The organism is Microbacterium sp. NPDC057658, from assembly GCF_042799975.1.
GTDB lineage: Bacteria > Actinomycetota > Actinomycetes > Actinomycetales > Microbacteriaceae > Microbacterium.
The window spans coordinates 2044131-2067558 of sequence record NZ_JBHVHT010000001.1; the positions used below are offsets into that span (position 1 = coordinate 2044131).

At 70.9% G+C, this 23428-nt stretch carries 23 protein-coding genes and 1 pseudogene; 14 read left to right on the top strand and 10 right to left on the bottom strand.

All coding sequences use genetic code 11. From position 1 onward, the window contains the following. Positions 1–60: 60 nt before the first annotated feature. Both ACFU8V_RS09690 and ACFU8V_RS09695 read right to left on the bottom strand, forming a co-directional pair. Positions 61–1149 carry a DUF4349 domain-containing protein gene (locus ACFU8V_RS09690; RefSeq protein WP_378870713.1) on the bottom strand — a complete coding sequence of 363 codons (1089 nt, stop codon included), beginning with the start codon at positions 1147–1149 and terminating at the stop codon, positions 61–63. After that, positions 1146–1703: an RNA polymerase sigma factor gene (locus ACFU8V_RS09695; protein WP_126892999.1), complete on the bottom strand. Its 558-nt coding sequence runs from the start codon at positions 1701–1703 to the stop codon at positions 1146–1148. The genes ACFU8V_RS09690 and ACFU8V_RS09695 overlap by 4 nt, the downstream gene beginning before the upstream one ends. 267 nt (positions 1704–1970) lie before the next feature. Between ACFU8V_RS09695 and ACFU8V_RS09700 the strand changes: the two genes are divergently transcribed. Further along, positions 1971–2978 carry a TerC/Alx family metal homeostasis membrane protein gene (locus ACFU8V_RS09700; RefSeq protein WP_025103305.1) on the top strand — a complete coding sequence of 336 codons (1008 nt, stop codon included), beginning with the start codon at positions 1971–1973 and terminating at the stop codon, positions 2976–2978. Between the two features lie 16 nt (positions 2979–2994). Here ACFU8V_RS09700 and ACFU8V_RS09705 read toward each other — a convergent pair. Together ACFU8V_RS09705 and ACFU8V_RS09710 are read right to left on the bottom strand one after the other, a co-directional pair. Next, positions 2995–4307 (bottom strand): annotated as a pseudogene (locus tag ACFU8V_RS09705) (LLM class flavin-dependent oxidoreductase). Then, complete coding sequence (locus ACFU8V_RS09710; RefSeq protein ID WP_378870718.1) at positions 4304–5599, bottom strand: O-acetylhomoserine aminocarboxypropyltransferase/cysteine synthase family protein; 1296 nt, start codon at positions 5597–5599, stop codon at positions 4304–4306. The pseudogene ACFU8V_RS09705 and the gene ACFU8V_RS09710 overlap by 4 nt, the downstream one beginning before the upstream one ends. A gap of 188 nt (positions 5600–5787) precedes the next feature. Between ACFU8V_RS09710 and leuC the strand changes: the two genes are divergently transcribed. The 6 genes from leuC to ACFU8V_RS09740 all read left to right on the top strand — a co-directional run bounded on the left by leuC (position 5788) and on the right by ACFU8V_RS09740 (position 12148). Then, on the top strand, positions 5788–7224 hold the full coding sequence (gene leuC, locus ACFU8V_RS09715) for a 3-isopropylmalate dehydratase large subunit (protein ID WP_378870721.1): 1437 nt from the start codon (positions 5788–5790) through the stop codon (positions 7222–7224). Positions 7225–7226: 2 nt separating this feature from the next. After that, entirely contained in the window at positions 7227–7847 is a 621-nt protein-coding gene (leuD, locus tag ACFU8V_RS09720) for a 3-isopropylmalate dehydratase small subunit (RefSeq protein WP_025103309.1), read from the top strand. A 61-nt stretch (positions 7848–7908) separates the two neighbouring features. Then, positions 7909–9276 carry a UDP-N-acetylglucosamine 1-carboxyvinyltransferase gene (gene murA / locus ACFU8V_RS09725; RefSeq protein WP_025103310.1) on the top strand — a complete coding sequence of 456 codons (1368 nt, stop codon included), beginning with the start codon at positions 7909–7911 and terminating at the stop codon, positions 9274–9276. 5 nt (positions 9277–9281) lie between these two features. Continuing rightward, on the top strand, positions 9282–10037 hold the full coding sequence (locus ACFU8V_RS09730; protein WP_378870726.1) for a lysophospholipid acyltransferase family protein: 756 nt from the start codon (positions 9282–9284) through the stop codon (positions 10035–10037). Further along, on the top strand, positions 10027–11166 hold the full coding sequence (locus ACFU8V_RS09735) for an NAD(P)H-dependent glycerol-3-phosphate dehydrogenase (RefSeq protein WP_060922899.1): 1140 nt from the start codon (positions 10027–10029) through the stop codon (positions 11164–11166). The genes ACFU8V_RS09730 and ACFU8V_RS09735 overlap by 11 nt, the downstream gene beginning before the upstream one ends. Next, the gene (locus ACFU8V_RS09740; RefSeq protein ID WP_036292401.1) at positions 11066–12148 is read left to right on the top strand and encodes a D-alanine--D-alanine ligase family protein; all 1083 of its coding nucleotides are present in this window, start codon (positions 11066–11068) and stop codon (positions 12146–12148) included. The genes ACFU8V_RS09735 and ACFU8V_RS09740 overlap by 101 nt, the downstream gene beginning before the upstream one ends. 22 nt (positions 12149–12170) lie before the next feature. On the opposite strand, the gene ACFU8V_RS09745 is transcribed toward ACFU8V_RS09740, so the two are convergent. Beyond that, a complete protein-coding gene (locus ACFU8V_RS09745) occupies positions 12171–12653 on the bottom strand; it encodes a DUF3515 domain-containing protein (RefSeq protein ID WP_303709038.1) in 483 nt (160 codons plus the stop codon). A 23-nt stretch (positions 12654–12676) separates the two neighbouring features. Between ACFU8V_RS09745 and thiL the strand changes: the two genes are divergently transcribed. Next, a complete protein-coding gene (gene thiL, locus ACFU8V_RS09750) occupies positions 12677–13672 on the top strand; it encodes a thiamine-phosphate kinase (protein ID WP_303709039.1) in 996 nt (331 codons plus the stop codon). On the opposite strand, the gene rsmD is transcribed toward thiL, so the two are convergent. Next, positions 13642–14256: a 16S rRNA (guanine(966)-N(2))-methyltransferase RsmD gene (gene rsmD, locus ACFU8V_RS09755; protein ID WP_378870731.1), complete on the bottom strand. Its 615-nt coding sequence runs from the start codon at positions 14254–14256 to the stop codon at positions 13642–13644. The genes thiL and rsmD overlap by 31 nt on opposite strands. Positions 14257–14316: 60 nt before the next feature. Here rsmD and ACFU8V_RS09760 point away from each other — a divergent pair, with 60 nt between their 5' ends. From ACFU8V_RS09760 to mutM, 6 genes are all read left to right on the top strand, one after another. Beyond that, positions 14317–16491 (top strand): ATP-dependent DNA helicase RecG, encoded by a 2175-nt coding sequence (locus ACFU8V_RS09760; protein ID WP_378870734.1) that lies wholly within the window; start codon positions 14317–14319, stop codon positions 16489–16491. A 31-nt stretch (positions 16492–16522) separates the two neighbouring features. Next, on the top strand, positions 16523–17020 hold the full coding sequence (coaD, locus tag ACFU8V_RS09765) for a pantetheine-phosphate adenylyltransferase (RefSeq protein ID WP_025103318.1): 498 nt from the start codon (positions 16523–16525) through the stop codon (positions 17018–17020). 136 nt (positions 17021–17156) lie between these two features. After that, positions 17157–17651 carry a DUF177 domain-containing protein gene (locus ACFU8V_RS09770; RefSeq protein WP_025103319.1) on the top strand — a complete coding sequence of 165 codons (495 nt, stop codon included), beginning with the start codon at positions 17157–17159 and terminating at the stop codon, positions 17649–17651. A 2-nt stretch (positions 17652–17653) separates the two neighbouring features. Beyond that, on the top strand, positions 17654–17863 hold the full coding sequence (rpmF, locus tag ACFU8V_RS09775) for a 50S ribosomal protein L32 (RefSeq protein WP_013586329.1): 210 nt from the start codon (positions 17654–17656) through the stop codon (positions 17861–17863). Positions 17864–17873: 10 nt separating this feature from the next. After that, positions 17874–18566 (top strand): ribonuclease III, encoded by a 693-nt coding sequence (gene rnc / locus ACFU8V_RS09780; RefSeq protein WP_029989233.1) that lies wholly within the window; start codon positions 17874–17876, stop codon positions 18564–18566. Next, positions 18559–19422, top strand: a complete 864-nt coding sequence (gene mutM, locus ACFU8V_RS09785; RefSeq protein ID WP_025103321.1) for a bifunctional DNA-formamidopyrimidine glycosylase/DNA-(apurinic or apyrimidinic site) lyase — start codon at positions 18559–18561, stop codon at positions 19420–19422. Before rnc ends, mutM begins: the two co-directional genes overlap by 8 nt. Positions 19423–19473: 51 nt before the next feature. Here mutM and ACFU8V_RS09790 read toward each other — a convergent pair whose 3' ends face one another. From ACFU8V_RS09790 to ACFU8V_RS09805, 4 genes are all read right to left on the bottom strand, one after another. After that, positions 19474–20793 carry an FtsX-like permease family protein gene (locus ACFU8V_RS09790; protein ID WP_378870738.1) on the bottom strand — a complete coding sequence of 440 codons (1320 nt, stop codon included), beginning with the start codon at positions 20791–20793 and terminating at the stop codon, positions 19474–19476. Continuing rightward, the gene (locus tag ACFU8V_RS09795; RefSeq protein ID WP_025103323.1) at positions 20790–21485 is read right to left on the bottom strand and encodes an ABC transporter ATP-binding protein; all 696 of its coding nucleotides are present in this window, start codon (positions 21483–21485) and stop codon (positions 20790–20792) included. The genes ACFU8V_RS09790 and ACFU8V_RS09795 overlap by 4 nt, the downstream gene beginning before the upstream one ends. Before the next feature lie 99 nt (positions 21486–21584). After that, positions 21585–22664, bottom strand: coding sequence for a GNAT family N-acetyltransferase (locus ACFU8V_RS09800; RefSeq protein WP_303709045.1), 1080 nt, complete (start codon positions 22662–22664; stop codon positions 21585–21587). Between the two features lie 109 nt (positions 22665–22773). Further along, on the bottom strand, positions 22774–23058 hold the full coding sequence (locus ACFU8V_RS09805; protein WP_303709046.1) for a hypothetical protein: 285 nt from the start codon (positions 23056–23058) through the stop codon (positions 22774–22776). Positions 23059–23428 lie beyond the last annotated feature (370 nt).

The window sequence follows — 23428 nt, forward strand, 5'->3', positions numbered from 1 at the left end:
CGAAGGCTATGCAGCGGTTCGGAGACGCACAAGACTTCTTGTATACCTCGGAAAGTCGGGTTAGTCCTCCGCGCGGGGCTCAGCGGACGCGGCCCTCCGGCGCCGTCGGCCGCGGCGGACGAGCCAGACGACCAGGACGACGACGGCGGCCACCGCGAGCCAGGGGAGGAGGAAGCCGAACGCGATCACCAGGGCGTTGAGCGAGACGACCAGACCATTCCATCCGGCCCGCAACCCGTCGCCGAAGCCCGCGGGGTCCGCTGCGGCCGGAGCGTCCGCCCGCGACAGCTCCACCGTGAGGGTCGACAGGGCCACCTGATCCTCCAGTGCGGCGAGCTGCTGTTCGTACGACTCGAGCTGCGCCTGGCGATCGGTGAGTGCGACCTCGGCCTCGATGAGATCGGCGACCGAGCCCGACTGGCTCATGAGCTCCGTGAGCCGCTGCACCGAGGCGCGGGTCGACTCCACCCGGGCGCGGAGATCGATCGCGGTGGCGGTGACGTCCTGCTTCGTGACGGAGGACGACAGGACCTCCCCGGTGTCGCCGAGGGCGGCGATCACGGTGGTCAAGTCTTCGGCGGGGACGCGGACCGTGATCCAGCCGTACCCGGAATCCGCAGGGACCCGCTCGGCGGGAGCATCCGTCGCGAGCGCCTTACCGACCTCGGTGCTCTCGACGTAGCCGCCGTGTTTGACAGCGAGGTCGCCGATGGCGGCGGCGGCATCGGCGATGTCCTTCACCCGCAGAGAAGCCTGGGCCGTGGCGACGATCTCCCTGGCATCCTCGGCGGATGCCGCCGCGTCCGATCCGACGGCCCCAGGGAGGGTCGCCCCTTCGACGGCCCGGTCCGGCACGGCCGAGCCCGCCTCGTCGGTCGACCAGCCCACGACGCCGTCCGCGATGGATACGGACGAGCCGCCGCCTCCCACGGCACCGAGGATCGGCGGCGTCACCAGGACCCCGACGACGAAGGCCGCCGCGATCCCGCCGGCCGTGAGCCACCGGCGTCGACGTCTCCTGGCGCGCTCTGCGCGCGGCGGAACCGGCGGCCGCTCACCCTGGATCTCGCTGAAGACGGCGTCCTCGATCCGCGCGACGGTCGCGTCGGACACGGGCGGGAGGCTCTGCTGCGGGGTCTGGTCGTTCATGCGTCCCTCACTTCCTTGACGGCGCCGCGCAGCTGGGTGCGCACGCGCGAGAGACGGTTCCGGACGACGGCGTGCGTCACGCCGAGCTCGTCGGCGGCGGCCTGATAGGCGTAGCCCTCGGACGCGCACAGCCGGAAGATCTCCCGGTCGAGCTCGTTCAGGGTGCCCACCTCCGCGGCGATCCGCGCGGCGAGCGCCGCCGTGATCACCTGGTCCTCGACGCTGACGACGTCGGGGAGCTGGTCGTCGGCCGCGTCCGTCGTGTGCGCCTGGTCGCGGCGCCGCTGACGCAGACGGTTCGCCGCTTGGAAGCGGCAGATCGTCGCGAGCCAGGGGAGGATCGATTCTCCCTGCAGCTCCAGGCCCGGAAGCTTGCGCCAGGCGACCACGAAGGTCTCCTGCGTCACATCCTCCGCGTCGGCGGCGGCGCCGAGGATGCCGTGGGCGATCCAGTACACGGGGCGCACGTGGGCGCGGTACAGCGCGCGGAAGGCGCTCTGGTCGCCGGCCGCCGCCTGGGCGGCCCAGCGCTGGTCACTCGTCTGTCCGGGCATCCTGGTTCCGTTCGGTGTCTCTCCCTGGAGAGTGTCGGCGGATGTCCCATCGTCTCAGCACGGACGCGGATCCGCCGTCGTGTGTCGACTTCCTCGTCCCGATGACCCCCACCTCCGGTAGCATGGCCCGGGCGAGAGGGAGTATCCCGAATCCGCGCGTAACGTCATCACGAGCACCGACATCGCTGCTCCGGGCGCGCGCCGCACATCTGCGGGGGAGAGACTTTCGACTCATTCCCGACCCCTCGCGAAAGGTGCACAGCGCCCGTGGACATCCCCGTCTGGTTCGAGATCACCTCGATGGTCGTCCTCACGATCATCCTGATCGGCGACCTGCTCCTCATCCGGCTGCGCCCGCACATCCCCTCCACCAAGGAGTCGACCCTCTGGGTCGTGTTCTATGTGGGCCTCGCCCTGCTCTTCGCGGTGCTGCTGGGGACCGTGGGCGGATGGCGGAACGCCGGGGACTTCATCACCGGGTGGGCGCTGGAGTACAGCCTCTCCGTCGACAATCTCTTCGTCTTCGTGCTGATCATGGCGCAGTTCGCGGTGCCGCGACGTCTGCAGCAGCAGGTGCTGATGGTCGGGATCATCATCGCGCTGGTCCTGCGCGGGCTGTTCATCCTCGTCGGCGTGACGATCATCGAGAACTTCTCGCCGATCTTCTACCTGTTCGGCGCCTTCCTCGTCTACACGGCCATCCGGCAGGCGATGCCGGAAGGCGAGCACGAGGACGACGTCAAGCGCGAGAACTTCATCGTCCGGCTGCTCCGCCGCCGGATCGACATCAGCGAGACCTACGACGGCTCGAAGATCCGCACGACCGTCGACGGGAAGCGGATGTGGACGCCGATGATCATCGTGTTCATCACGATCGGCGTCACCGACCTCATCTTCGCGATCGACTCGATCCCCGCGATCTTCGAGATCACGACCAACGGCTTCCTCGTCTTCGCCGCCAACATCTTCGCTCTCATGGGGCTGCGCCAGCTCTACTTCCTCCTCGGCGACCTCCTGGACCGCCTCCGCTACCTGCACTACGGCATCGCCGTGATCCTCGGGTTCATCGGCATCAAGCTGATCCTGCACGCGCTGCACGTCAACGAGCTCCCGTTCATCAACGGCGGCGAGCACGTGGAATGGGTGCCGGACATCGACAACATGGTGTCGCTCGCCGTCATCCTCGTGTCGATGACGGTTGCGACGATCGCGAGCCTGATCGCCTCGTCCCGGGAGAAGCGCGCCGAGAAGCGCACCATCCCGGTCGGCGACTGAGTCCGCGCGGAGCGGGTCAGAACGCCTGCAGATTCGCCTGCAGACCGCCGTCCGCGTAGTCGCGGCGGAGGAGCCCGCGGCGGCGGAGGATCGGCACCAGCTCGTCGAGGGTGCGGTGCAGGGTCACGGGATGGAAGTCGCCCCAGAGGAGCACGCCGTCGTTGCCCCACTCGCCCAGTTCCTCCACGAGATCGGCGAACTCCTCCGCGGTACCCACGAACCCGCTGCGGTCGCGCAGCCGGCCGGTGCGGGCGAGTGCGATGAGGTGCGCGCGGAGCGGGGCGTCCTCGCCCCGATCGCCGATCAGGCGCTGGATGCTCCCGCGGGAGACGTGCGCTCCGAAGATCGACGTGTCGAGGGGGCGGTCCAGATCGAGGGTCGTGAGATCGGTCTCCAGATCACTCGACTGCTTCCGGGCGATCTGCGCGAGTGCGGCGTCGTCCGGGTGTGCGGAGGCGGCCACGATCCGGTCGGCCTCCTCGGCGGACGCCGTGATCACGGGCTGGATCGCGAAGAGGATCTTGACGTCCTCGGCCCGGCGTCCGCGGGCGAGAGCCGCGTCGTGCACCCGCTGCCGGTACTCCCGCACCGACTTCTCGTGCAGGGGAGCGAGCGCCAGCTGGACGTCGGAGTTCGCTCCCGCGAACGCCAGGCCGCGTCCGGAGCCGCCGGGGAGACGATGGCCGGCTCGCCGTCCGTGAAGGGCAGGGCGTTCAGAGGGCCGTCGAAGTCGTAGTGGGCGCCGCGGTGCTGCACCGGACGCATGCGCGTGCCGTCCGCGTAGACCCCGGAGACGGGATCGGCGACCAGCGCACCGTCGTCCCAGCTCCGCCAGAGCGCGCGGATGCCGGCGAGCCACTCCTCGGCACGGTCGTACGCCTCGTCATGGCCGAGTTGCGGGGCCGCCGAGAAGTGCCGGGCGCTGCCGGTGTCGGTGACCACGTTGAGGCCGAGCCGGTGCCCGCTCAGGTGCTGCAGGGTCGCGAACTGCCGGGCCGAGGTGTAGGGCAGCGAGGCCGCGGGGTTCACGGTGGGCACCACCCCGAGGTGACGGGTCGCCTGGAAGAGGTACGGTGCGAGCAGCAGAGGATCGTGCTTCGGGCCGCCGAACGCATGACGCACGCGCAGGTCGATCGTGTCCGCCGAGCCGAGCGAGGGGCTATCCTCGATGATCACGAGGTCGAAACCGGCCTGCTCCAGGGTGCGGGCGGCTTCCTGGTAGACCTCCGGTCGCGTCCAGTCGTAGTCCCAGTCCAGGGACGGATATCCCCACCCCTGAGGACCGAAGCCCCGGGCGAGGAACCACCCGAAGTGCTGCAGGCGGCTCATGCCACCGTCTCCCTGACGCTCTCGAGCACCCGCGCGAGGTCGCCGATCAGGTCGTCGACATCCTCGATGCCGATCGACAGCCGCAGCGTGCCGGGGCCGACGCCGAGGACCCGACGCTCCTCGTCGGTGCGCTGCGCGTGGCTGGTCGTGCCGGGGTGCAGCACGAGCGACCGCACGTCGCCGATGTGCGTCATGTGGGTGAACACGGACACCTCCTCCACGAAGCGACGGGCCGCGGGGAGACCGCCGCGCAGCGTGAAGGTGAAGATGGAGCCGAATCCGCCGTCGAGGTAGCGCAGCGCGGTCTCGTGGTGAGGATGCGAGGGCAGGCCGACGTAGTCCACGCTCTCCACGGCGTCGTGTGCGGCGAGCCAGCGTGCGACGGCGAGGGCGTTCTGCGACTGGCGCTCCACGCGCAGGCTGAGCGTCTCGGTGCCCTGGCCGATGAGGAACGCATTGAGGGGCGAGGGCGAGGCACCGAACCGCGGAGCCACCGACTCCCTGGCGTACCCGATGCGTGCGCGGCCGCCGTGCCGGGCGAAGACGCTGGGTGCGCCGCCCCGCCCCGGCAGCACGAGGTGCGGGGCGTTGTGCCCGGCGCGCTCCGCATCGAACCGGCCGTCGTCGATCACGACGCCGCCGAGCACCGCGCCCTGCCCCGCGAGGAACTTCGACGCGGAGTGCACCACGATCGCCGCGCCGTGCTCCAGCGGTCGGAGGAGGGCGGGCGTGGCCAGGGTGTTGTCGACGATCAGGGGGACGGCGATCTCGTCGGCCACGGCGCTCACCGCCGCCACGTCGAGCACGTCGTTGCGGGCGTTGGCGAGCGACTCCGCGAACAGCGCCCTGGTCGTCGGGCGTACGGCCTCCCGCCAGGCATCCGGGTCGGCGATGTCGTTCACGAACGTCGTCTCGATGCCGAGTCGGGCGAGGTTGTCCAGGAACAGCCCGCGGGTGCCCTCGTAGATGTGGGTCGAGGAGACGATGTGGTCGCCCGCCCCCACGACCGAGAGCAGAGCGGTGGTCACCGCGGCCTGTCCGCTGGCCACGAGCACGGCGTCGGCACCGGACTCCAGGCTCGCGAGCTGCCGCTCCACCGCGTGCACCGTGGGGTTGCCGGTGCGGGTGTACCCGAATCCGGTGCCGGTGCCGAAGTGGTCGGCGGCGTGATCGAAGTCGTCGAACTCGAACCCGGCCGTCAGGTAGATCGGCGTCACACGGGAGGCGGCAGCGGCTCGGCCTCTCGCGGCGTGGACGGCGCGGGTGGCGAAGCGGGCGGTCTCGACGGTCATGCGGGGGCCTCTCGGTCGATCGGGTGAGCAACAGAGTGTCACGGCGTGTCTCGGCGTGTCCGAGCGGTGGTAACCTGACGTCATGCGGACCGTGCTCCTTCTTAGCGGCCGCGGCGAGACCTCGATCTGAGCCCCTCCTCGTCGCGGAGTCCATCGTGGGCCGAACCGCCATCCACAGGAGACACGCCATGACCACCACCGCCGGTGCGGATTCCGCACGCCCCAGGACGCTCGCCGAGAAGGTCTGGGACGACCACCTCGTCGTCAAGGGCGAGGACGGCCAGCCCGACCTCATCTACATCGACCTGCACCTCGTGCACGAGGTCACCAGCCCGCAGGCCTTCGACGGCCTCCGCAGCGAGGGACGGCCGCTCCGCCGGCTCGACCTGACCATCGCCACGGAGGACCACAACACGCCGACGTGGGAGATCGACAAGCCCATCGCCGACCTGACCAGCCGCACGCAGATCGAGACGCTGCGCCGCAACGCCGCCGAGTTCGGCGTGCGTCTGCACTCACTGGGGGACGCGGAGCAGGGGATCGTCCACGTCGTCGGTCCGCAGCTCGGCCTCACCATGCCCGGGATCACCGTGGTCTGCGGCGACTCGCACACGTCCACGCACGGCGCGTTCGGCGCGATGGCGTTCGGCATCGGCACCAGCGAGGTCGAGCACGTCATGGCGACCCAGACGCTGCCGCTGAAGCCGTTCAAGACGATGGCCATCAACGTCGAGGGCACGCTGCGTCCCGGCGTCACGGCGAAGGACATCATCCTCGCCGTGATCGCCAAGGTCGGCACCGGCGGCGGTCAGGGCTACGTGCTCGAGTACCGCGGTAGCGCGATCCGCGCGCTCTCCATGGAGGGCCGCATGACGATCTGCAACATGTCGATCGAGGCGGGCGCCCGCGCCGGCATGGTGGCTCCGGACGAGACGACGTTCGCCTACCTCGAGGGGCGTCCGCACGCGCCGAAGGGCCAGGACTGGGACGACGCGGTCGCCTACTGGCGCACGCTGCCGACCGACGAGGGCGCCACCTTCGATGCCGAGGTCTTCATCGACGCCGACGAGCTGGAGCCGTTCGTGACGTGGGGGACGAACCCCGGCCAGGGCAGCTCGCTCTCCGCCTCGGTGCCGAACCCGGCGGAGATCGCCGACCCGAACGAGCGGGCCGCCGCCGAGCGGGCGCTGGAGTACATGGACCTGACGCCGGGCACGCCCCTGAAGGAGGTGCCGGTCGACGCGGTGTTCATGGGCTCGTGCACGAACAGCCGCATCGAGGACCTCCGGGCCTTCGCCTCCATCATCCAGGGCAAGAAGAAGGCCGACGGCGTCCGGGTGATGGTCGTTCCCGGCTCCGCCCGCGTGCGACTGGAGGCCGAGGCCGAGGGCCTGGACCAGGTCATCAAGGACTTCGGAGCGGAGTGGCGCTTCGCAGGATGCTCGATGTGCCTGGGCATGAACCCCGATCAGCTCGCCCCGGGGGAGCGCTGCGCCTCCACCTCGAACCGCAACTTCGAAGGGCGCCAGGGCAAGGGCGGCCGCACGCACCTCGTGTCGCCGCTCGTCGCGGCGGCGACCGCCATCCGCGGCACCCTGTCCAGCCCGAGCGATCTGGAGGCCTGACCATGGAGAAGTTCACCACCCACACGGGCATCGCCGCGCCGCTGAAGCGGTCGAACGTCGACACCGACCAGATCATCCCCGCGGTGTTCCTCAAGCGCGTCACCAAGACGGGCTTCGAGGACGCGCTGTTCCACGGCTGGCGGCAGGACCCGGAGTTCGTGCTCAACCAGGCGCCGTATCAGGGGGCGTCCGTCCTCGTCGCCGGGCCCGACTTCGGCACCGGTTCCAGCCGTGAGCACGCCGTCTGGGCGCTTCGCGACTTCGGCTTCAAGGTCGTGCTGAGCCCGCGGTTCGCCGACATCTTCCGCGGCAACGCGGGCAAGCAGGGCCTCCTCGCGGCGACCATCTCCGAGGCGGATCTGGAGCGGTTCTGGGCGATCATGGACGCCGATCCCGGCGCGCGCATGACGGTCGACCTCGAGGCGCGCACCGCCGCCATCGGCGACCCCACCGGAGGCGCGGAGGCCCGCTTCCAGGCCGACATCGGGATCGACGATTACACTAGATGGCGGCTCCTCGAAGGGCTCGATGACATCGGGCTCACGCTGCGCAACGAAGACAAGATCGCGCAGTTCGAGGCCCGTCGCGAGTCGTGGCGGCCGCGGACCCTCCCCGTCCAGTGAGACGGAGGGGGCGGGGGAGCCAGGGGTAACCCCGCCCCCGATGAATGAAGTGAGGCCCCGAATGACGACACCCGTGCGCGACGCTCTCTCCGACGACGTCCCCGCGCTGACCGGAGACGTCCTCGCCATCCGCGGAGGTCGTCCGCTGCGCGGACGGGTCGACGTGAAGGGCGCGAAGAACCTCGCCACCAAGGCGATGGTCGCGTCCCTGCTCGGGGAGACCACGAGCGTCCTGCGCGACGTGCCGGCCATCAGCGACGTCGCCGTGGTGCGCTCGCTGCTCGAGGTGCACGGCGTCCGCGTGTCGGAGGGCGACGAGCCCGGCTCCCTGGTCTTCGACCCCAGCGATGTCGAGTCGGCCCACTTCGAGGAGATCGACGCCCACGCGGGCGCCTCCCGGATCCCGATCCTGTTCTGCGGCCCGCTGCTGCACCGCCTCGGCCAGGCCTTCATCCCCGACCTCGGCGGGTGCCGCATCGGGGACCGTCCGATCGACTTCCACCTGGACGCGCTGCGCAAGTTCGGCGCGATCGTCGAGAAGCTCCCGAGCGGCATCCGCCTCTCCACGGGAGGAACCCGCCTGCACGGGGCGAACATCCACCTCCCGTACCCGAGCGTCGGCGCGACCGAGCAGGTGCTGCTGACCGCCGTCCGCGCCGAGGGCGTCACGGAGCTGCGCAACGCGGCGATCGAGCCCGAGATCATGGACCTGATCGCCGTCCTGCAGAAGATGGGCGCGATCATCTCCTACGAGCCGAACCGCGTCATCCTCATCGAGGGCGTCGAGAAGCTCCGTGGCTACGACCACCGGTCGATCTTCGACCGCAACGAGGCGGCCTCGTGGGCCTCGGCCGCCCTGGCCACGGACGGCGAGATCTTCGTCGGCGGTGCCAAGCAGCAGGAGATGCTCACCTTCCTCAACGTCTTCCGCAAGGCGGGCGGCTGGTTCGACATCCAGGAGGACGGCATCCTCTTCCGCCGCGACGGCGACATCAAGCCGGTCGTGATCGAGACCGACGTGCACCCGGGCTTCATGACCGACTGGCAGCAGCCGCTCGTGGTCGCCCTCACCCAGGCGCACGGCCGCTCGGTCGTGCACGAGACCGTGTACGAGAACCGGATGGGCTTCACCGAGGCACTGGTCAAGATGGGGGCCGACATCGTCGTGCATCCGCGCGGCCTGCAGGACGGCCCGCGGCGCGTGCCGCGTCGTGACCTGGAGCAGGCTGCCGTCATCACCGGTCCCACGCCCCTGCACGGCGCCGACATCGTGGTGCCCGACCTGCGCGGCGGCTACAGCCACGTGATCGCGGCGTTGACGGCCACCGGCGAGTCGAAGGTGTCGGGCGTCGACATCCTGAGTCGCGGATACGAGAAGTTCCTCGCCAAGCTCGACGCGCTCGGCGCCGACTTCGACGTCCTCCGGTGAGCCCGATGGCTTCCCGGTCGCCGGAGAAGACACGGCCGAGCGTATTCTGGCCGCTCGCGGCGATCGTCGTCCCGCTGGTGTCGCTGATCGCGAAGGTCCGCATCATCGGGGCGGAGAAGCTCCCGCGAGAGGGTGCTTTCGTCCTCGCGCCGAACCACTACTCGGAGTTCGATCCGCTGATCGTCGCCTTGGCGGTCTGGCGGATCGGGCGCGCTCCGCGGTTCATGGCCAAGGAGAGCCTCTTCCGCGTGCCCGTGCTCGGGTGGTTCCTGCGCAAGACGGGGATGATCCCGGTCGCACGCACCTCGTCGGCGTCGTCCGCGAAGCAGACGATGGCGCAGTCGGCAGCTCTCGTGGAGCACGGCCGCGGCGTGATCGTGTACCCGGAGGGCACGCTCACCCGAGACCCCGACATGTGGCCGATGCGCGGCAAGTCAGGCGCGGTGCGGCTCGCCCTCGCCGACGGCATCCCGCTCATCCCCATGGCGCAGTGGGGCACGCAGGCGATCATGGGCCGCTACCAGAAGGGGCTGAGCCTCTGGCCGCTCCGCAAGCCCGTGACCGTGATCGTCGGCGACCCCGTCGACATCTCCGACCTCCGCGGTCGCGCCGGCGAGCCGGCGGCTCTCACGGAAGCCACCAACCGACTCATGAACGCGATCACCGCGCTGCTGGAGCAGGTGCGCGGCGAGAAGGCCCCCGCGGAGCGCTGGAACCCGGCGAGCCACGGCCAGAAGGAGACCGGACGCCTTGACCCCTAAGAGAACCGCGCCGGCCGGACCCCGCGTCGCCGTGATCGGCGCCGGCAGCTGGGGAACGACGTTCGGCAAGATCCTCGCCGACGGCGGCGCCCACGTGACGATGTGGGCGCGCCGGGCCGAGCTCGCGCATGAGATCGACGAGGCGAAGCGCAACTCGCGTTACCTGCCGGGCATCAACCTGCCCCGCACGATGGCGGCCACGCACGAGCTGGCGACCGCGCTCGACGGCGTCGACCAGGTGTACCTGTCCGTGCCGAGCCAGTCGCTGCGGGAGAACCTCAAGGCACTGCGCCCGCTGATCGCTTCGGGCGACGCCAAGATCGTCAGCCTCATGAAAGGCGTCGAGCGGGGCACCGGCCTGCGCATGAGCCAGGTCATCCAGCAGGAGCTGCAGTGCGATCCCGACCGGATCGCCGTGGCCTCCGGACCGAATCTCGCCCTGGAGATCGCGCGGGAGCAGCCGACCGCTGCCGTGATCTCGTCGCGCAGCCAGGAGACCGCGGACGTCGTGGCCCGGGCCGCGCGCAACTCCTACTTCCGGACGTTCGTGAACACGGATGTCATCGGCACGGAGTTCGGCGGAGTGCTCAAGAACCTCATCGCCGTCGCCATCGGCATCGTCGACGGCGTCGGCTACGGCGAGAACACCAAGGCGTCGATCATCACCCGCGGCCTCGTCGAGATGACCGACTTCGCGGTCGCGAACGGCGCCCAGCCGGAGACCCTGCAGGGACTGGCCGGTCTCGGCGACCTCATCGCGACCTGCCAGTCGCCCCTGAGCCGCAACAACACCGCCGGGCGGCTGCTCGGGCAGGGCTACAGCTTCCAGGACGTCGTGAAGCAGATGCAGCAGACGGCCGAGGGGCTCGCCTCGGTCGCGCCGGTGCTGCAGCTCGCCCGCGAAGCCGATGTGCACATGCCGATCGTCGAGCAGGTGAAGATGGTGCTCGACGGCAAGATGGATCCCCGGGACATCGCCCCGCATCTCACGACGGACGACGACACCCCGCAGGGGGAGAGGACCAACCATGGACAAGCAGACGGTGGTGGTGCTCTTCGGAGGGCGCTCCAGCGAGCATTCGATCAGTTCCGCAACGGCGGGGGGAGTGCTGGGCGCGATCGATCGTGACCGGTATGCCGTGATCCCGGTGGGGATCACCCGCGAGGGTGCCTTCGTCCTCGAGGACGACGACCCGGCGAAGTTCCCGCTCGACGCCGCCCATCTCCCGGAGGTCGTCGACAACGGCACCCGGGTGCTCTGGCCGGAGCCCGGGGGCGACCGCACCCTGCGGGTGGTGCATCCGGGCGGCGAGACCGAGGGACTCGGCGAGATCGACGTCGTGCTGCCGATCCTGCACGGACCGCACGGCGAGGACGGCACGATCCAGGGCTACTTCGACACGCTCGAGGTGCCCTACGCCGGTGGCGGCGTGCTCGACTCGGCGCTGTGCATGGATAAGCACTTCATGAAGATCGCCCTGCAGGCCGCCGGGATCGCGGTGGCGCCGGGTGTGACCGTGCGCCGTCGTGAGTGGGATGCGGATCCCGATGCCCTCCGCGCCCGCGCCGCCGACTTCGGCCTGCCCGTCTTCGTCAAGCCCGCTCGCGCCGGGTCGAGCGTCGGCGTCTCGAAGGTGTCGGCGCCGGAGGAACTCGACGCCGCCCTCGCCATCGCGTTCGCCGAGGACGACAAGGTGCTCATCGAGGCCGGTGTCACCGGCCGGGAGATCGAGGTGGCCGTCCTCGAGACGGCCGACGGCGTCCGCGCCTCCCTCCCCGGCGAGATCGTGCTGACCGACCGCGGCTTCTACGACTTCGAGGGGAAGTACCTCGGCGGCGACGGTGTCGACGTGGTGTGCCCGGCGGAGCTGACCGAGGCAGAGGTGGCCGCCGTCCAGGAGGCCGGCGTCCGGGCCTTCCAGGCGGTCGACGGTCGCGGCCTCGCCCGGGTGGACATGTTCCTCACCCCGACCGGCGAGCTCGTCGTGAACGAGCTCAACACCATGCCCGGATTCACGCCCATCTCGATGTTCCCGAAGTGCTGGGTGGCGTCGGGACTGAGCTACGGCGACCTCATCACCGAACTGGTCGAGGCGGGCCTGCGCCGCTGACGGCGTGGTTCCCCGCGCGTTCTCAGCTCGCGGGGAACTCCACCCGTTCCGTGCACTGCGCGGTGGCCGGCGCCAGCCCCGACTGGATGTTCGACGACAGGCTGTCGACGATCGACTGGAAGTCGACCTGCTCGCCGCGGCGGATGATCACCTCGATGGCCGGTTCGCGACCGTAGGTGACGAGGCGCTGGCGCTCCTCCTCCTGCTCCAGGACGAGCCAGTCGACGCCGCCGAGTGTGGTGCAGACGAGATCGGACGGGGCGGGCGGCTCCACGCCGCATCGCAGGACGACCGTGGGGTCTCCCCAGGCGCCCGTGGCCTGCGCGTCGGTCCACACGCGCTCGTACCCGCCGACGGTGTCCGGCAGGAGCACGGAGACGTTCGCGCAGGCCGGGTCGTTCGCGTCGGCCGCCGGCTCGAGGTGCACGGTCGTGGAGCATCCGGCGAGTCCGGCGGCGAGGGCGATCGCCCCCGCGACGGCAGCGAGGCGGCGGGAACGAAGCATGTATCCAGGCTACCTTTGACGACATGCCCTCCCGACCCGACTCCGACGATCCGCGCCTGGGAGATCTCTCGGAGGGTCGCATCCTCCGCTCCATCCTCCAGCGCACCGCACCGGGCGCGCACACGCTCCTCGGTCCCGGGGACGATGCCGCCGTGGTCGCCGCCCCCTCGGCATCGGTCGTCGCGACGACGGACACGCTCGTGCACGGGCCCGACTTCCGGCTCGCCTGGACGAGCGGGTACGACCTCGGCTGGAAGGCGGCGGCGGTCAACCTCGCCGACATCGCCGCGATGGGCGCACGCCCGACCTCGCTGCTCGTGGCCCTGGCGGTGCCGCGCGACCTCCGGCTGTCCTTCGTGGAGCGCCTGGCCGACGGCTTCCGCGAGGCCTGCGCGGCGCTCGCCCCCGGGTGCGCGGTGGTCGGCGGGGACCTCACGGTGTCCGAGGTGCTCACGGTCGCTGTGACGGCTCTGGGCGACCTCGAAGGCCGCCCCCCGGTGACCAGGGCGGGGGCACGACCGGGCGATGTCGTCGCCGTCGCCGGAGAACTGGGTCACGCCGCACACGGGCTGGCCGTGCTGTTCGGACGCTTCCGAGACGGCGAGATGCCGGTCCCGGTCGATCCCGCGGCTCTCGCACCCGGGGAGAGCGCTGCGGTCGCCGCGCAGCTGCGGCCGTCGCCGCCCATCGGCCTCGGCGTCGTCGCGGCCGCGGCCGGCGCGACCGCGATGATGGACGTCTCGGACGGCCTCGCCCTCGACGCGCGGCGCCTCGCGGAGGCCTCCGGCGTCACCCTCGCGCTGGACGGCGCCGCGCTCGGCGCGAGTCCGCAGCGGGCGCTCGCGGGCGGCGAGGACCATGCGCTGCTCGCGACGTTCCCCGACGGCGTGCTGCCGCCGGGCTTCCGTGCGATCGGCGTCGTGCGTCCGCGCGGCGAGGAGGACCTGCTCTGCGACGACGGTCCCGTGGACGTCAGCGGCTGGGACCCCTACCGGGACTGGGACTCCGTCTCGGGCTGAACGTCCGCCGACGCGGCGTCCTGCGGGCCGGGCTCCGCCCACCACAGGGTCGTGTCGCCGTAGGTCTTCTCCCGGAACACCCGGAGCCCGGCGGCTGCGAAGTCGGGGGCGGCGGAGCGCCGGGCGCGTTCGACGACCACCACGGCATCGTCGCTGAGCAGCGGAGCGAGGGCGGCGAGGTCGCCGTCCATCGCCTCATCGTCGATGTCGTACGGCGGATCGGTGAACACGAGGTCGTAAGGCCCGGACGCGCGGCCGAGGAACGCTCGGACCGTCGCCTCCTGCACCCGTGCGGTCGCGGTACCGGAGGCCTTCGCGACGGCCGCGGCGTTGCGCCGCACGACGGCTGCGGCCTGCCGGCCCCGCTCGACGAGGTCGGCGCTCCGGGCGCCGCGGCTCAGGGCCTCGAGCCCGAGCGCTCCCGAGCCCGCGTAGAGGTCGAGCACGCGGGCGTCCGCGATCGCGTCGAGCGACTCCAGGGCGCCGAACAGGGATTCGCGCACGCGGTCGCTCGTGGGCCTGGTCCCGGCGCCGGGGACGTCGAGCCGGGTGCCGCGTGCCGTTCCGGCGATGATCCTCGTCACCCGTTCACGATACGACAGGCCGCGGACGGTCGTGTCCGTGCGGTTCCCTAGACTCGGAGCATGTCGCTCACGCTCGAATCCTCGCTCGAGGAGGCCCTCGGTGCGGCGTCGGCCAAGACGCTCGACCGCGCCTTCGGCATGAAGACCGTCGGCGACCTGCTCGCGCACTACCCGCGTCGGTACGCCGACCCGGGGGAGCTCACCCCCATCCGCGACCTCCCGATCGGGGAGACCGTCACGATCGTCGCCGAAGTCCTCTCGTCGAGCTTCCGCCGGATGCGCAATCGACCGGGGGCCATGGTCGACGTCGTCATCGGCGACGGCGTCGGTCGCATGTCGCTGACTTTCTTCGCGAAGAACGTCGGCGCGGCGGAGTGGCGCTCCAAGGACCTGGCGGTCGGGCGCCGTGGTGTGTTCTCCGGCAAGGTCGGCGAGTTCAACGGCATGACCCAGTTCGCCCACCCGGAGTACGAGCTGTTCGACGACGAGGACGCGGCGCGCCGGCGGGCGGATGCGAGGGCGGCGGTCCCGATCCCGATCTATCCGGCCACCTCCGCGATCCAGACGTGGCAGATCGCCCGGCTCGTCGGGCGCGTCCTCGACGACCTGCCGTCGGTCCCCGACCCGCTGACCCCGGAGATCCGCACCCGCGAAGAGCTGCTGACGGCGCGGGAGGCCCTGGAGGCGATCCACCGCCCGCGCTCCCGCAACGAGATCGATCCCGCGGTGCGCACGCTGCGCATGCACGAGGCGCTCACGCTCCAGACGGCCCTCCTCCAGCAGCGCGACGCGGTGCGCGCCCTGGCCGCCACCTCGCGGCCGGCGGCGCCCGGCGGGCTGCTGGAGCGCTTCGACGCCGCCCTGCCCTACACGCTCACGCCGGATCAGCAGACCGTCGGCGCCCAGATCGCAGACGATCTCGTCGGCTCCTGGCCGATGAACCGGCTCGTGCAGGGCGAGGTCGGTTCGGGAAAGACGCTGGTGGCGCTGCGGGCGATGCTGCAGGTCGCCGAGAGCGGGGGACAGGCGGCCCTGATCGCTCCGACGGAAGTCCTCGCGGCGCAGCATCTGCGTTCGATCACGAAGATGCTCGGCCCGCAGCTCGCCCCGCTGCTGATGCCGACGCTGCTCACCGGGCAGATGCCGGCGGCGGATCGCCGCAAGGCCGCGCTGCGCGTCGCCTCCGGCCAGGCGCTGATCGTGGTCGGCACCCACGCGCTCCTCGGGGAGAAGACCACGTTCGCCGACCTCGGTCTCGTCGTGGTCGACGAGCAGCACCGCTTCGGAGTCGAGCAGCGGGAGGCGCTGCGGGCGAAGGGGTCCAGCCCGCACGCGCTCGTCCTCACCGCGACCCCGATCCCGCGGACGGTCGCGATGACGGTCTTCGGCGACCTCGACACCTCGGTCATCCGCACGATGCCGGCGGGGCGCGCCGGCATCGAGTCGTACGTCGCGCCGTTGGCCGAGCACCCGGGCTGGTTCAACCGGGTGTGGGAACGGGCGGCGGAGGAGATCGCGCAGGGCCGGCAGGTGTTCGCGGTCTGCGCGGCCATCGACACCGCGGCGAAGACGGCCGAGGCGGGGGAGCAGGCGCTGCTCGCCCCGGAGGGCGGCAAAGGCCCTCGGTGGGGTGTCGTGCAGCTCGACGAGGCGCTGGCCACGCATCCGACCCTCGGCGGTCTGCGACGTGCGGTGCTCCACGGGAAGATGCCCTCGGAGGAGAAGGACGCCGTCATGCAGGCCTTCGCCCGCGGGGAGATCGACCTCCTGCTCGCGACGACCGTGATCGAGGTGGGCGTGGACGTCCCCAACGCGTCGACGATGATCGTGCTGGACGCCGACCGTTTCGGAGTGTCCCAGCTGCACCAGCTCCGCGGTCGGGTGGGACGAGGGGGCGTCCCGGGTCTCTGCCTGCTCGTGACCGAGGCCGAGGCCGGATCGGTGGCCCGCGAACGCGTCGATGCGGTCGCCGCCACCCTCGACGGGTTCGCGCTGGCCGAGGTCGACCTCGAACTCCGCGGCGAAGGCGACGTGCTCGGCGCGGCACAGGCCGGGGTGCGGTCGTCCCTCAAGCTGCTGCGTGTCGTGAAGGACGCCGCTCTCATCACCCGGGCCCGCGAGCTCGCGGAGGACATCCTCGCCGCCGACCCCGAGCTGGCCGCTCACCCCGGGCTCCGGGAGGCCATCGGGCGGCGCGTCACCGACGAGGATCGCGCGGCGCTGGCGAAGAACTGATCGCCGTTCCGGGTGCCCTAGGCTGGATTCCATGAGCAGCCGGATCGCCGTCGTCCCGGGTTCCTTCGATCCGCCGACCCTGGGTCACCTCGACGTGATCCGGCGCGCGGCCGCCCTCTACGACGAGCTGCATGTGCTCGTGGTGCACAACCCGGGCAAGGAGGCGATGCTGCCGATCGCGCAGCGGCTCTCCCTCCTGGAGCGTTCGATCGCCGAGGACGGCATGGCGGGCAACATCGTCATCGGCTCCTGGAGCATGGGACTCCTCGTCGACTATGCGCGCGACGTGAACGCCGGTGTGCTCGTGAAGGGCATCCGCTCGCAGGTCGACGTGGCGTACGAGTCGCCCATGGCGATCGTCAACCGGCACCTCGCCGACATCGAGACCGTCTTCCTGCTGCCCGACCCCGCGCATGCGATGGTCTCGAGCTCGCTGGTGCGTCAGGTCGCCGGTCTCGGGGGCGACGTCTCGCCGTTCGTCCCGCCGGCTGTCGCCTCGTTCCTCGACACCGGCGCGCGCGGTATCTGATCCGCGACCACGGTCCCGTTCCCGGCGGTCTCCCGGCCCTCCTCACCGGTGACCCGGGTAGCATGGCGGGGTGCGTTCCCGACTCAACAGCCCTTTCGTCCTCCCCGTCCGTGACATCGTCCGGCGCCCGGGGGAGATGCGCGAGCACTCCTTCTCGGTGCCCCTGACGGAGCAGTGGGGGGAGGGCATCGTCTCGTTCGAGGCGGGCTCGGAACTCGATCTCGACGTGCGGCTGGAGTCCGTCCACGAGGGCATCCTCGTCACCGGAGAGGCGGAGGGCGAGTACGTCGGCGTGTGCGGTCGATGCCTCACCGACATCGCTCGGCCCGTCGAAGTCGAGTTCCAGGAGCTTTTCGCGTATCCTGGTGAGGAAGAAACTGACTTCGAGGTTCAAGACGACCACGTGGATCTTGAAACTCTCGTCAGGGATGCGGCCGTACTGGCCCTTCCTTTTCAGCCGGTGTGTCAGCCGGATTGCCTCGGGCTCGACCCGGTCACAGGCGAGAGGCTGACCGAGAGCACCGGAACGGAGCAGGCCGCTCCCATCGATCCTCGGTGGAGCGCGCTCCAGCAGATCACAGACCAGGACGGCACGGCAGAACGCGGTGCCGCCGAGAAAGAAGAGAGCTAGTCATGGCTGGTAACCCCCCGAAGCGCAAGGTCTCCCGTTCGAACACCCGCTCGCGCCGTGCGCAGTGGAAGGCCGAGGCCCCCGCGCTCGTCAAGACCATCGAGAACGGCAAGGTCGTCTACAGCCGTCCGCACCAGGCGAAGGTCGTCACCGACTCGCAGGGCACCGAGCTCTTCCTCGAGTACAAGGGCCGCAAGGTCGCCGACGTCTGAGTCGCGAACCGTGACGGAGGTCCCCGGGGGGACGAGGCCTCTCCCAGATAAGCTCCGCGTCGAGATCGACGCGGAGCTTCTGGAGTTGGCCCTCACCCACCGCTCCTACGCGTACGAGCACGGCGGCATCCCGCACAACGAGCGTCTCGAGTTCCTCGGCGACTCGGTGCTGGGTCAGGCCGTGACCGTCATGCTGTTCACGCGGCACCCCGAGCTCGACGAGGGGGAGCTGGCGAAGCGCCGGGCGAGCGTCGTGTCGACGGTCGCGCTGGCGGAGGTCGCTCGCGGCATCGATCTCGGCAGCCACCTGCTGCTCGGGCGCGGTGAGGAGCAGACCGGTGGGCGTGACAAAGACTCGATCCTCGCGGACACCATGGAGGCCGTCATCGGCGCCACCTATCTGTCCGCCGGGCCCGAGGCCGCGACGGCGCTCGTCCTGCGTCTGACCGAGCCGCTGCTCGCCGACCCCGAGCGGTACGGCGCGGCGATGGACCCGAAGACGAGCCTGCAGGAGCTCGCGGCCCGCCTCGGCGCCACGCCTCCGCAGTACTCGGTCGAGGCCAGCGGCCCCGACCACGACCGGCGCTTCACGGCGACCGTCGCCGTCGGCGACGTGCGGATGACGGGCGCCGGCAGCAGCAAGAAGACGGCGGAGATGGCCGCGGCCCTCAGCGCCTGGCGTACGCTCAGCGAGCGTGCCTGAGCTCCCCGAGGTCGAGGTCGTCCGCTCCGGCCTCGCCCCTGCCGCGGTCGACGCGGTCATCACAGGCGTCAGCGTCTTCGACGAACGCGCCCTCACCCGGCATACCGCCGGAGCTGCGGACTTCGTCCAGCGTCTGGAGGGTCGCCGCTTCACCGCGGCCGCGCGGAGGGGCAAGTTCCTCTGGCTCCCCGTGGACGATGGCGACTCCGCTCTGATCGCGCATCTGGGCATGAGCGGCCAGATGCTGCTCCGCGCGCCGGACGCGCCGACCGAGCGCCACGAGCGTGTCCGCCTCGGGATCGAGCATCCCCGACACGGCGAGCTCGCGATCGTGTTCGCGGATCAGCGGACGTTCGGCTCCCTCGCCGTCGACGCTCTCATCGCCGACGGCCCCTCCCGCATCCCGACACAGGTCGCGCACATCGCTCGCGACCCGCTCGACCCGTTCTTCGACGACCGGGTCTTCCGGGCCGCTCTCGCCCGGCGGCACAGCGCGATCAAGCGGGTGCTGCTGGACCAGGGCGTGGTGAGCGGCATCGGCAACATCTACGCCGACGAGTCGCTGTGGGCGGCCCGCATCCATCCGGAGACACCGGCCGACGCTCTGCCGACCCGAGCCGTGAATCGCCTGCTCGCGGAAGTGCGGTCGGTCCTGCAGAAGGCTCTCGCCGAGGGCGGCACGAGCTTCGACGCCCAGTACGTCAACGTCAACGGGCAGGCCGGTTACTTCGCGCACTCCCTGAACGCCTACGGTCGCGGAGGGAAGCCCTGTCCGCGCTGCGGCACGCCGATCACCCGTGCCGCGTTCATGAACCGCTCCTCGCACTTCTGCCCACGCTGCCAGCGGAGGCGCTGACCGGGGCCGAGTCGCGCGTGGCGGGCCGGATGCACCCGGCCCGCCACCGTCTCACGCCGGGGCGAACGCGCGATCCAGCAGCGGGCGGGTCGCCCAGGTGCTCGCCCACACGACGCCGATGCCGACGGCGACGACGGTCGCGATCGTCATCAGCGAGAGGGGCGCGACGATCAGCGCGATGCCCACCAGCGGGAACACGAGCACCGCAGCGCACAGCGCGGATCCGACCGCCGTGACCAGCAGTGGCGACATGATCGCGCGACGGCGCGCGCGGTCCACGGTCTCGACGGGCATGCCCAGGTGGTGCAGGCTCGCGTGCAGGTCGCTCTTGTCGAGCACGTCCGAGGCCTGATTCACGCCGACGGAGGCGGCCACCATGAGGAACGACCCGATGAGGGTGATGATGAGCCCGGTGCGGATGTCCTCCGCGAGCGCGATGCTGGAGGGATCGTCGCTCGCCCCGATCGTGTCGAGGAGCGCGACGCCGGTGCCCGCGAAGACGGCCATGAAGCTCGCCATCGCGATGCCGCCGACCTGACGCCAGGCTGCCTTCGGAGAGTCGAGAACGAGGCGAGCGGCGAGCAGCCGCTCCGGGCGCTCCGCCCGCCGGAGCTGGCGTCCCGCCGAGACCTTCAGCACCCACGGACCGAGCAGATTGAGGACGCTCAGCGCGAGGGCGAACATCGCGGCGAGCACAGCGATCGTCGCCACGACCCCGCCGATCATCGGGAAGACTTTGATGAGCACGAACGCGGTGGCGATGCCCGCGACCGCGATGACGGCGCGGATCCAGTGCACGCTCGTCGGCGCTGTGCGCGTGCGGACCCCGAGCGGCGAGATCACGACCCGACGCAGCCCCACCACGGCGCTTCCCGCGGCGAGCAGCAGGACGCCGCCCACGACGGCGGCGATCATCACCGGGGAGAGAACGACCGCAGCCAGCCCGAGAGGCTCGCCGCGGAACGGTATCAGACCGATGAGCGGGCTCAGGGCCAGGTGACCCCCGATACCGATGACGGCGCCGGCGGCAGCGACGAGGACGGATTCGACGACGGTTGCCGTCGTCACCCCGCCGGGCGTCACGCCGAGCAGACGAAGAGTCGAGAGGCGCTCGTCGCGGCGCCGTGCCGCGAGCCGGGCGGCGGCGCCGCCGAGCGAGGTCAGCGGCACGACAAGCAGGACGAGAGCGATGGCGGCGAGGCCCTGATAGAGAACAGCCTCGTCGTCGGTCCACGTCCAGAAGGCCTGGGCCCCGCCGACGACGGTGAGGACCAGGGTCGTGACCACCGCGAAGGCGACGATCGGGAGCGCGAGGACGCTGCGCTGTCCGGGAGCCGGGCGCAGGAGCAGGCCGAGGACGGAGAGATTCATGCGTTCACCGCCGAGCCGAGGATGCGGCCGTCCCGGACGGCGACGGTGCGCGTGCAGCGTGCGGCGACGTCGGCGTCGTGCGTGACGACGATGAGGGTGCGGCCCTGCCCGGTCGTGGACCAGAGGAGAGCGTCCATGACCTCGGCGGAGGTGTGCGAATCCAGAGCGCCGGTCGGCTCGTCGGCGAAGACGAGGTCCGCACCCGTCGCCTGGGCTCTGGCGATGGCCACGCGCTGCGCCTGTCCTCCGGAGAGCTCGCCGATGCGTCGTTCCTCCATACCGCCGAGACCCAGCGCCGCGAGCCACGACGCCGCGTGGGGGAGGGCGTCCTTCTTGGCGACGCCGTTGATCATCGAGGCGAGGGCGACGTTCTCCACCGCCGTCAGCTCGGGGATCAGCAGTCCCTGCTGGAAGACGAACCCGAAGCGCTCGCGACGCAGCCGGGAGCGCGCCGCCTCACCCAGCGCGGTCACGTCGATGGCCGTGCCCGTCGAGGGCTGGAAGACCACGCGGCCGCTGTCCGGTGCGGTGATTCCCGCCAGCACATGCAGGAGCGTCGTCTTCCCCGAGCCCGACGCGCCCATGATGGCGACGGACTCGCCACGGTGCACCGCGAGGTCGACACCGGCGAGGGCGTGGGTGACGCCGTAGGTCTTGACGAGGGCGTGGGCTTCGATCACGGGTGTGTTCATGTTCCCAGCCTCGCCGTGGGGCCGTGCCGGTGTCGTCGGCCCGGCGGATGAAGCTGAGCGGTGGCCGTCATCCGGGAGGATGACGACCACCGCTCGTCGTCAGATCTTCTTCTGCCACGCCCCTGCGTACGACACGGGCACGAAGCCGATCGCCTCGTTGATGTCGAGCATCGGCCGGTTCTCCTCCGCATTGAACGTCGAGACGACGGTCGACCCGGGGACGAGCTCCCGCCAGCGCAGGAGGTTGGCGCATTTGACGATCGTGCCGAGGCGGTGACCGCGGTGATCCTTCGCGACCAGCGTCCCGAACTGGTGGGTGGTCCCGGTCTTCTCCGCGCCGATCAGCAGCTCGTTGTACGCGACGAGCGTGCCGGACGGGACATGCTCCACCGCCACGACGGAGACGGTCTGACCAGCGCCCGTGAGACGCGCATCCCGGCGGATCACCCGCTCCGCGTCGTACACCTCGGCGACGAAATCCATATCGCCACTGGGCGCATCGGTCGACAGTCGCGCGAGGACGGCGGCGTACCCGTCGCGGAGCTCCGGCGGGGTGGGCAGCTCCCACTCGACCACGCGGTAGTCCGGCCCCGCGGCCGCGAGGGCCGCATCCAACGCGCGGCGCAGGGGCTCCGGATCGGCGCGCAGATCGAGTTCGCTGTTGCGCTCGACCTGCTCCAGGGTGAAGCCGTGGGCCTCGACGACATCGCTCAGCGGTGTCGCCGGGATCCGTCCCCAGCCGGTCCGGGGCTGGAGCATGCGGTCGGCCTCCTCGGGCCGGTGCAGGGTCCAGATCTGCAGGACGCTCCGGCCCCGCTCCCTGGCCTCGGCCTCGGCGCGGTCGAGCAGCGCTTCCTCGACACCGCGCCCGGCGTGGGCGGCCGGGACGAGGAGATCGAGCTCGGCGGCGCGCGCGTCCTCCTCCTGCGGGAAGGACACCGTCACCATACCGATGATGTCGTCCCCCTCCCTGGCGACGAATCCGAGGTCCAGCGAATCGGAGTCGTCCTGCCAGTTGGGCAGCATCTGCGCGGCGTCCGGGGCGAGCTCGGGGAGACCGACCTGCTCGTCGCAGATCCGTCGGTTCAGGGCGCCGTACGCGCGGAAGTCCGCGGCGTTCGCATCGTCGAGGGTGGCCGGGACGATCAGCGGCGTGATCGTCAGTGCGGCGGTCGTCATGTCAGGTCCTTCGTGTCGGAGGGAGGAGGAGGTGCCGGGTGTCCCGGCGCCCGTCCGCGGGTGTACGGACGGACGCCGGGCCGGCGTCGATGCGGTCGTCATCGCCCGGTCAGCGCATCCCGCGCTGCATGTCGTACATGAGGAGGGCGTGCGACTCCGCGGCCGAGCGGTGACGCTGCTCTCCGACGAGGAACAGGTCGCCGGGATCGACGATCCACGACCGGCGCGGACGACGGGGCCGCTGCGCCCGCTGGAACAGCCAGAGGCCGATCCGGAGCGAGAGGCGGTCCGCGATGCCGAGTTCACGGAGCTCGTCGTCGCGGGGGATCTGGAGGACCTCGCGGTCCTCGGTATCGGGCGGATGGGTGGTGCTGCGTGACAGCGTGATGTTCACGATGGTTCCTTCGAAAGGGGTGGATGGGTGCGGAAGCACCACGTCAGGACCGAGTCGTCGGCCGCGGCGGGTGCGGACGAGAGCAGCGCCTGCGGAGCCGCGGAATGCGGAGGCCGGAGGCGGCGGGGATCCATGATCCGAGGGGATCAGAGGGTGGGACGCGACAGAACGGGCGGGAGAAGACCCGGATCGGGCCTGCGTTCCCAGACTGCGGTTCTAGCCGAGCGAGCCGTGACGGACGCCGGCGGTCACCGATGCCGCGAGGCGCGGCGCAAAGTGCGCGGGCGCGGCGAGGCCAAAGACCTCTGCGGTGTGCTGAGTGATCATCATCGGTAACCTCCTTTCATGTGGCGATCCGGAGGCCACCGTA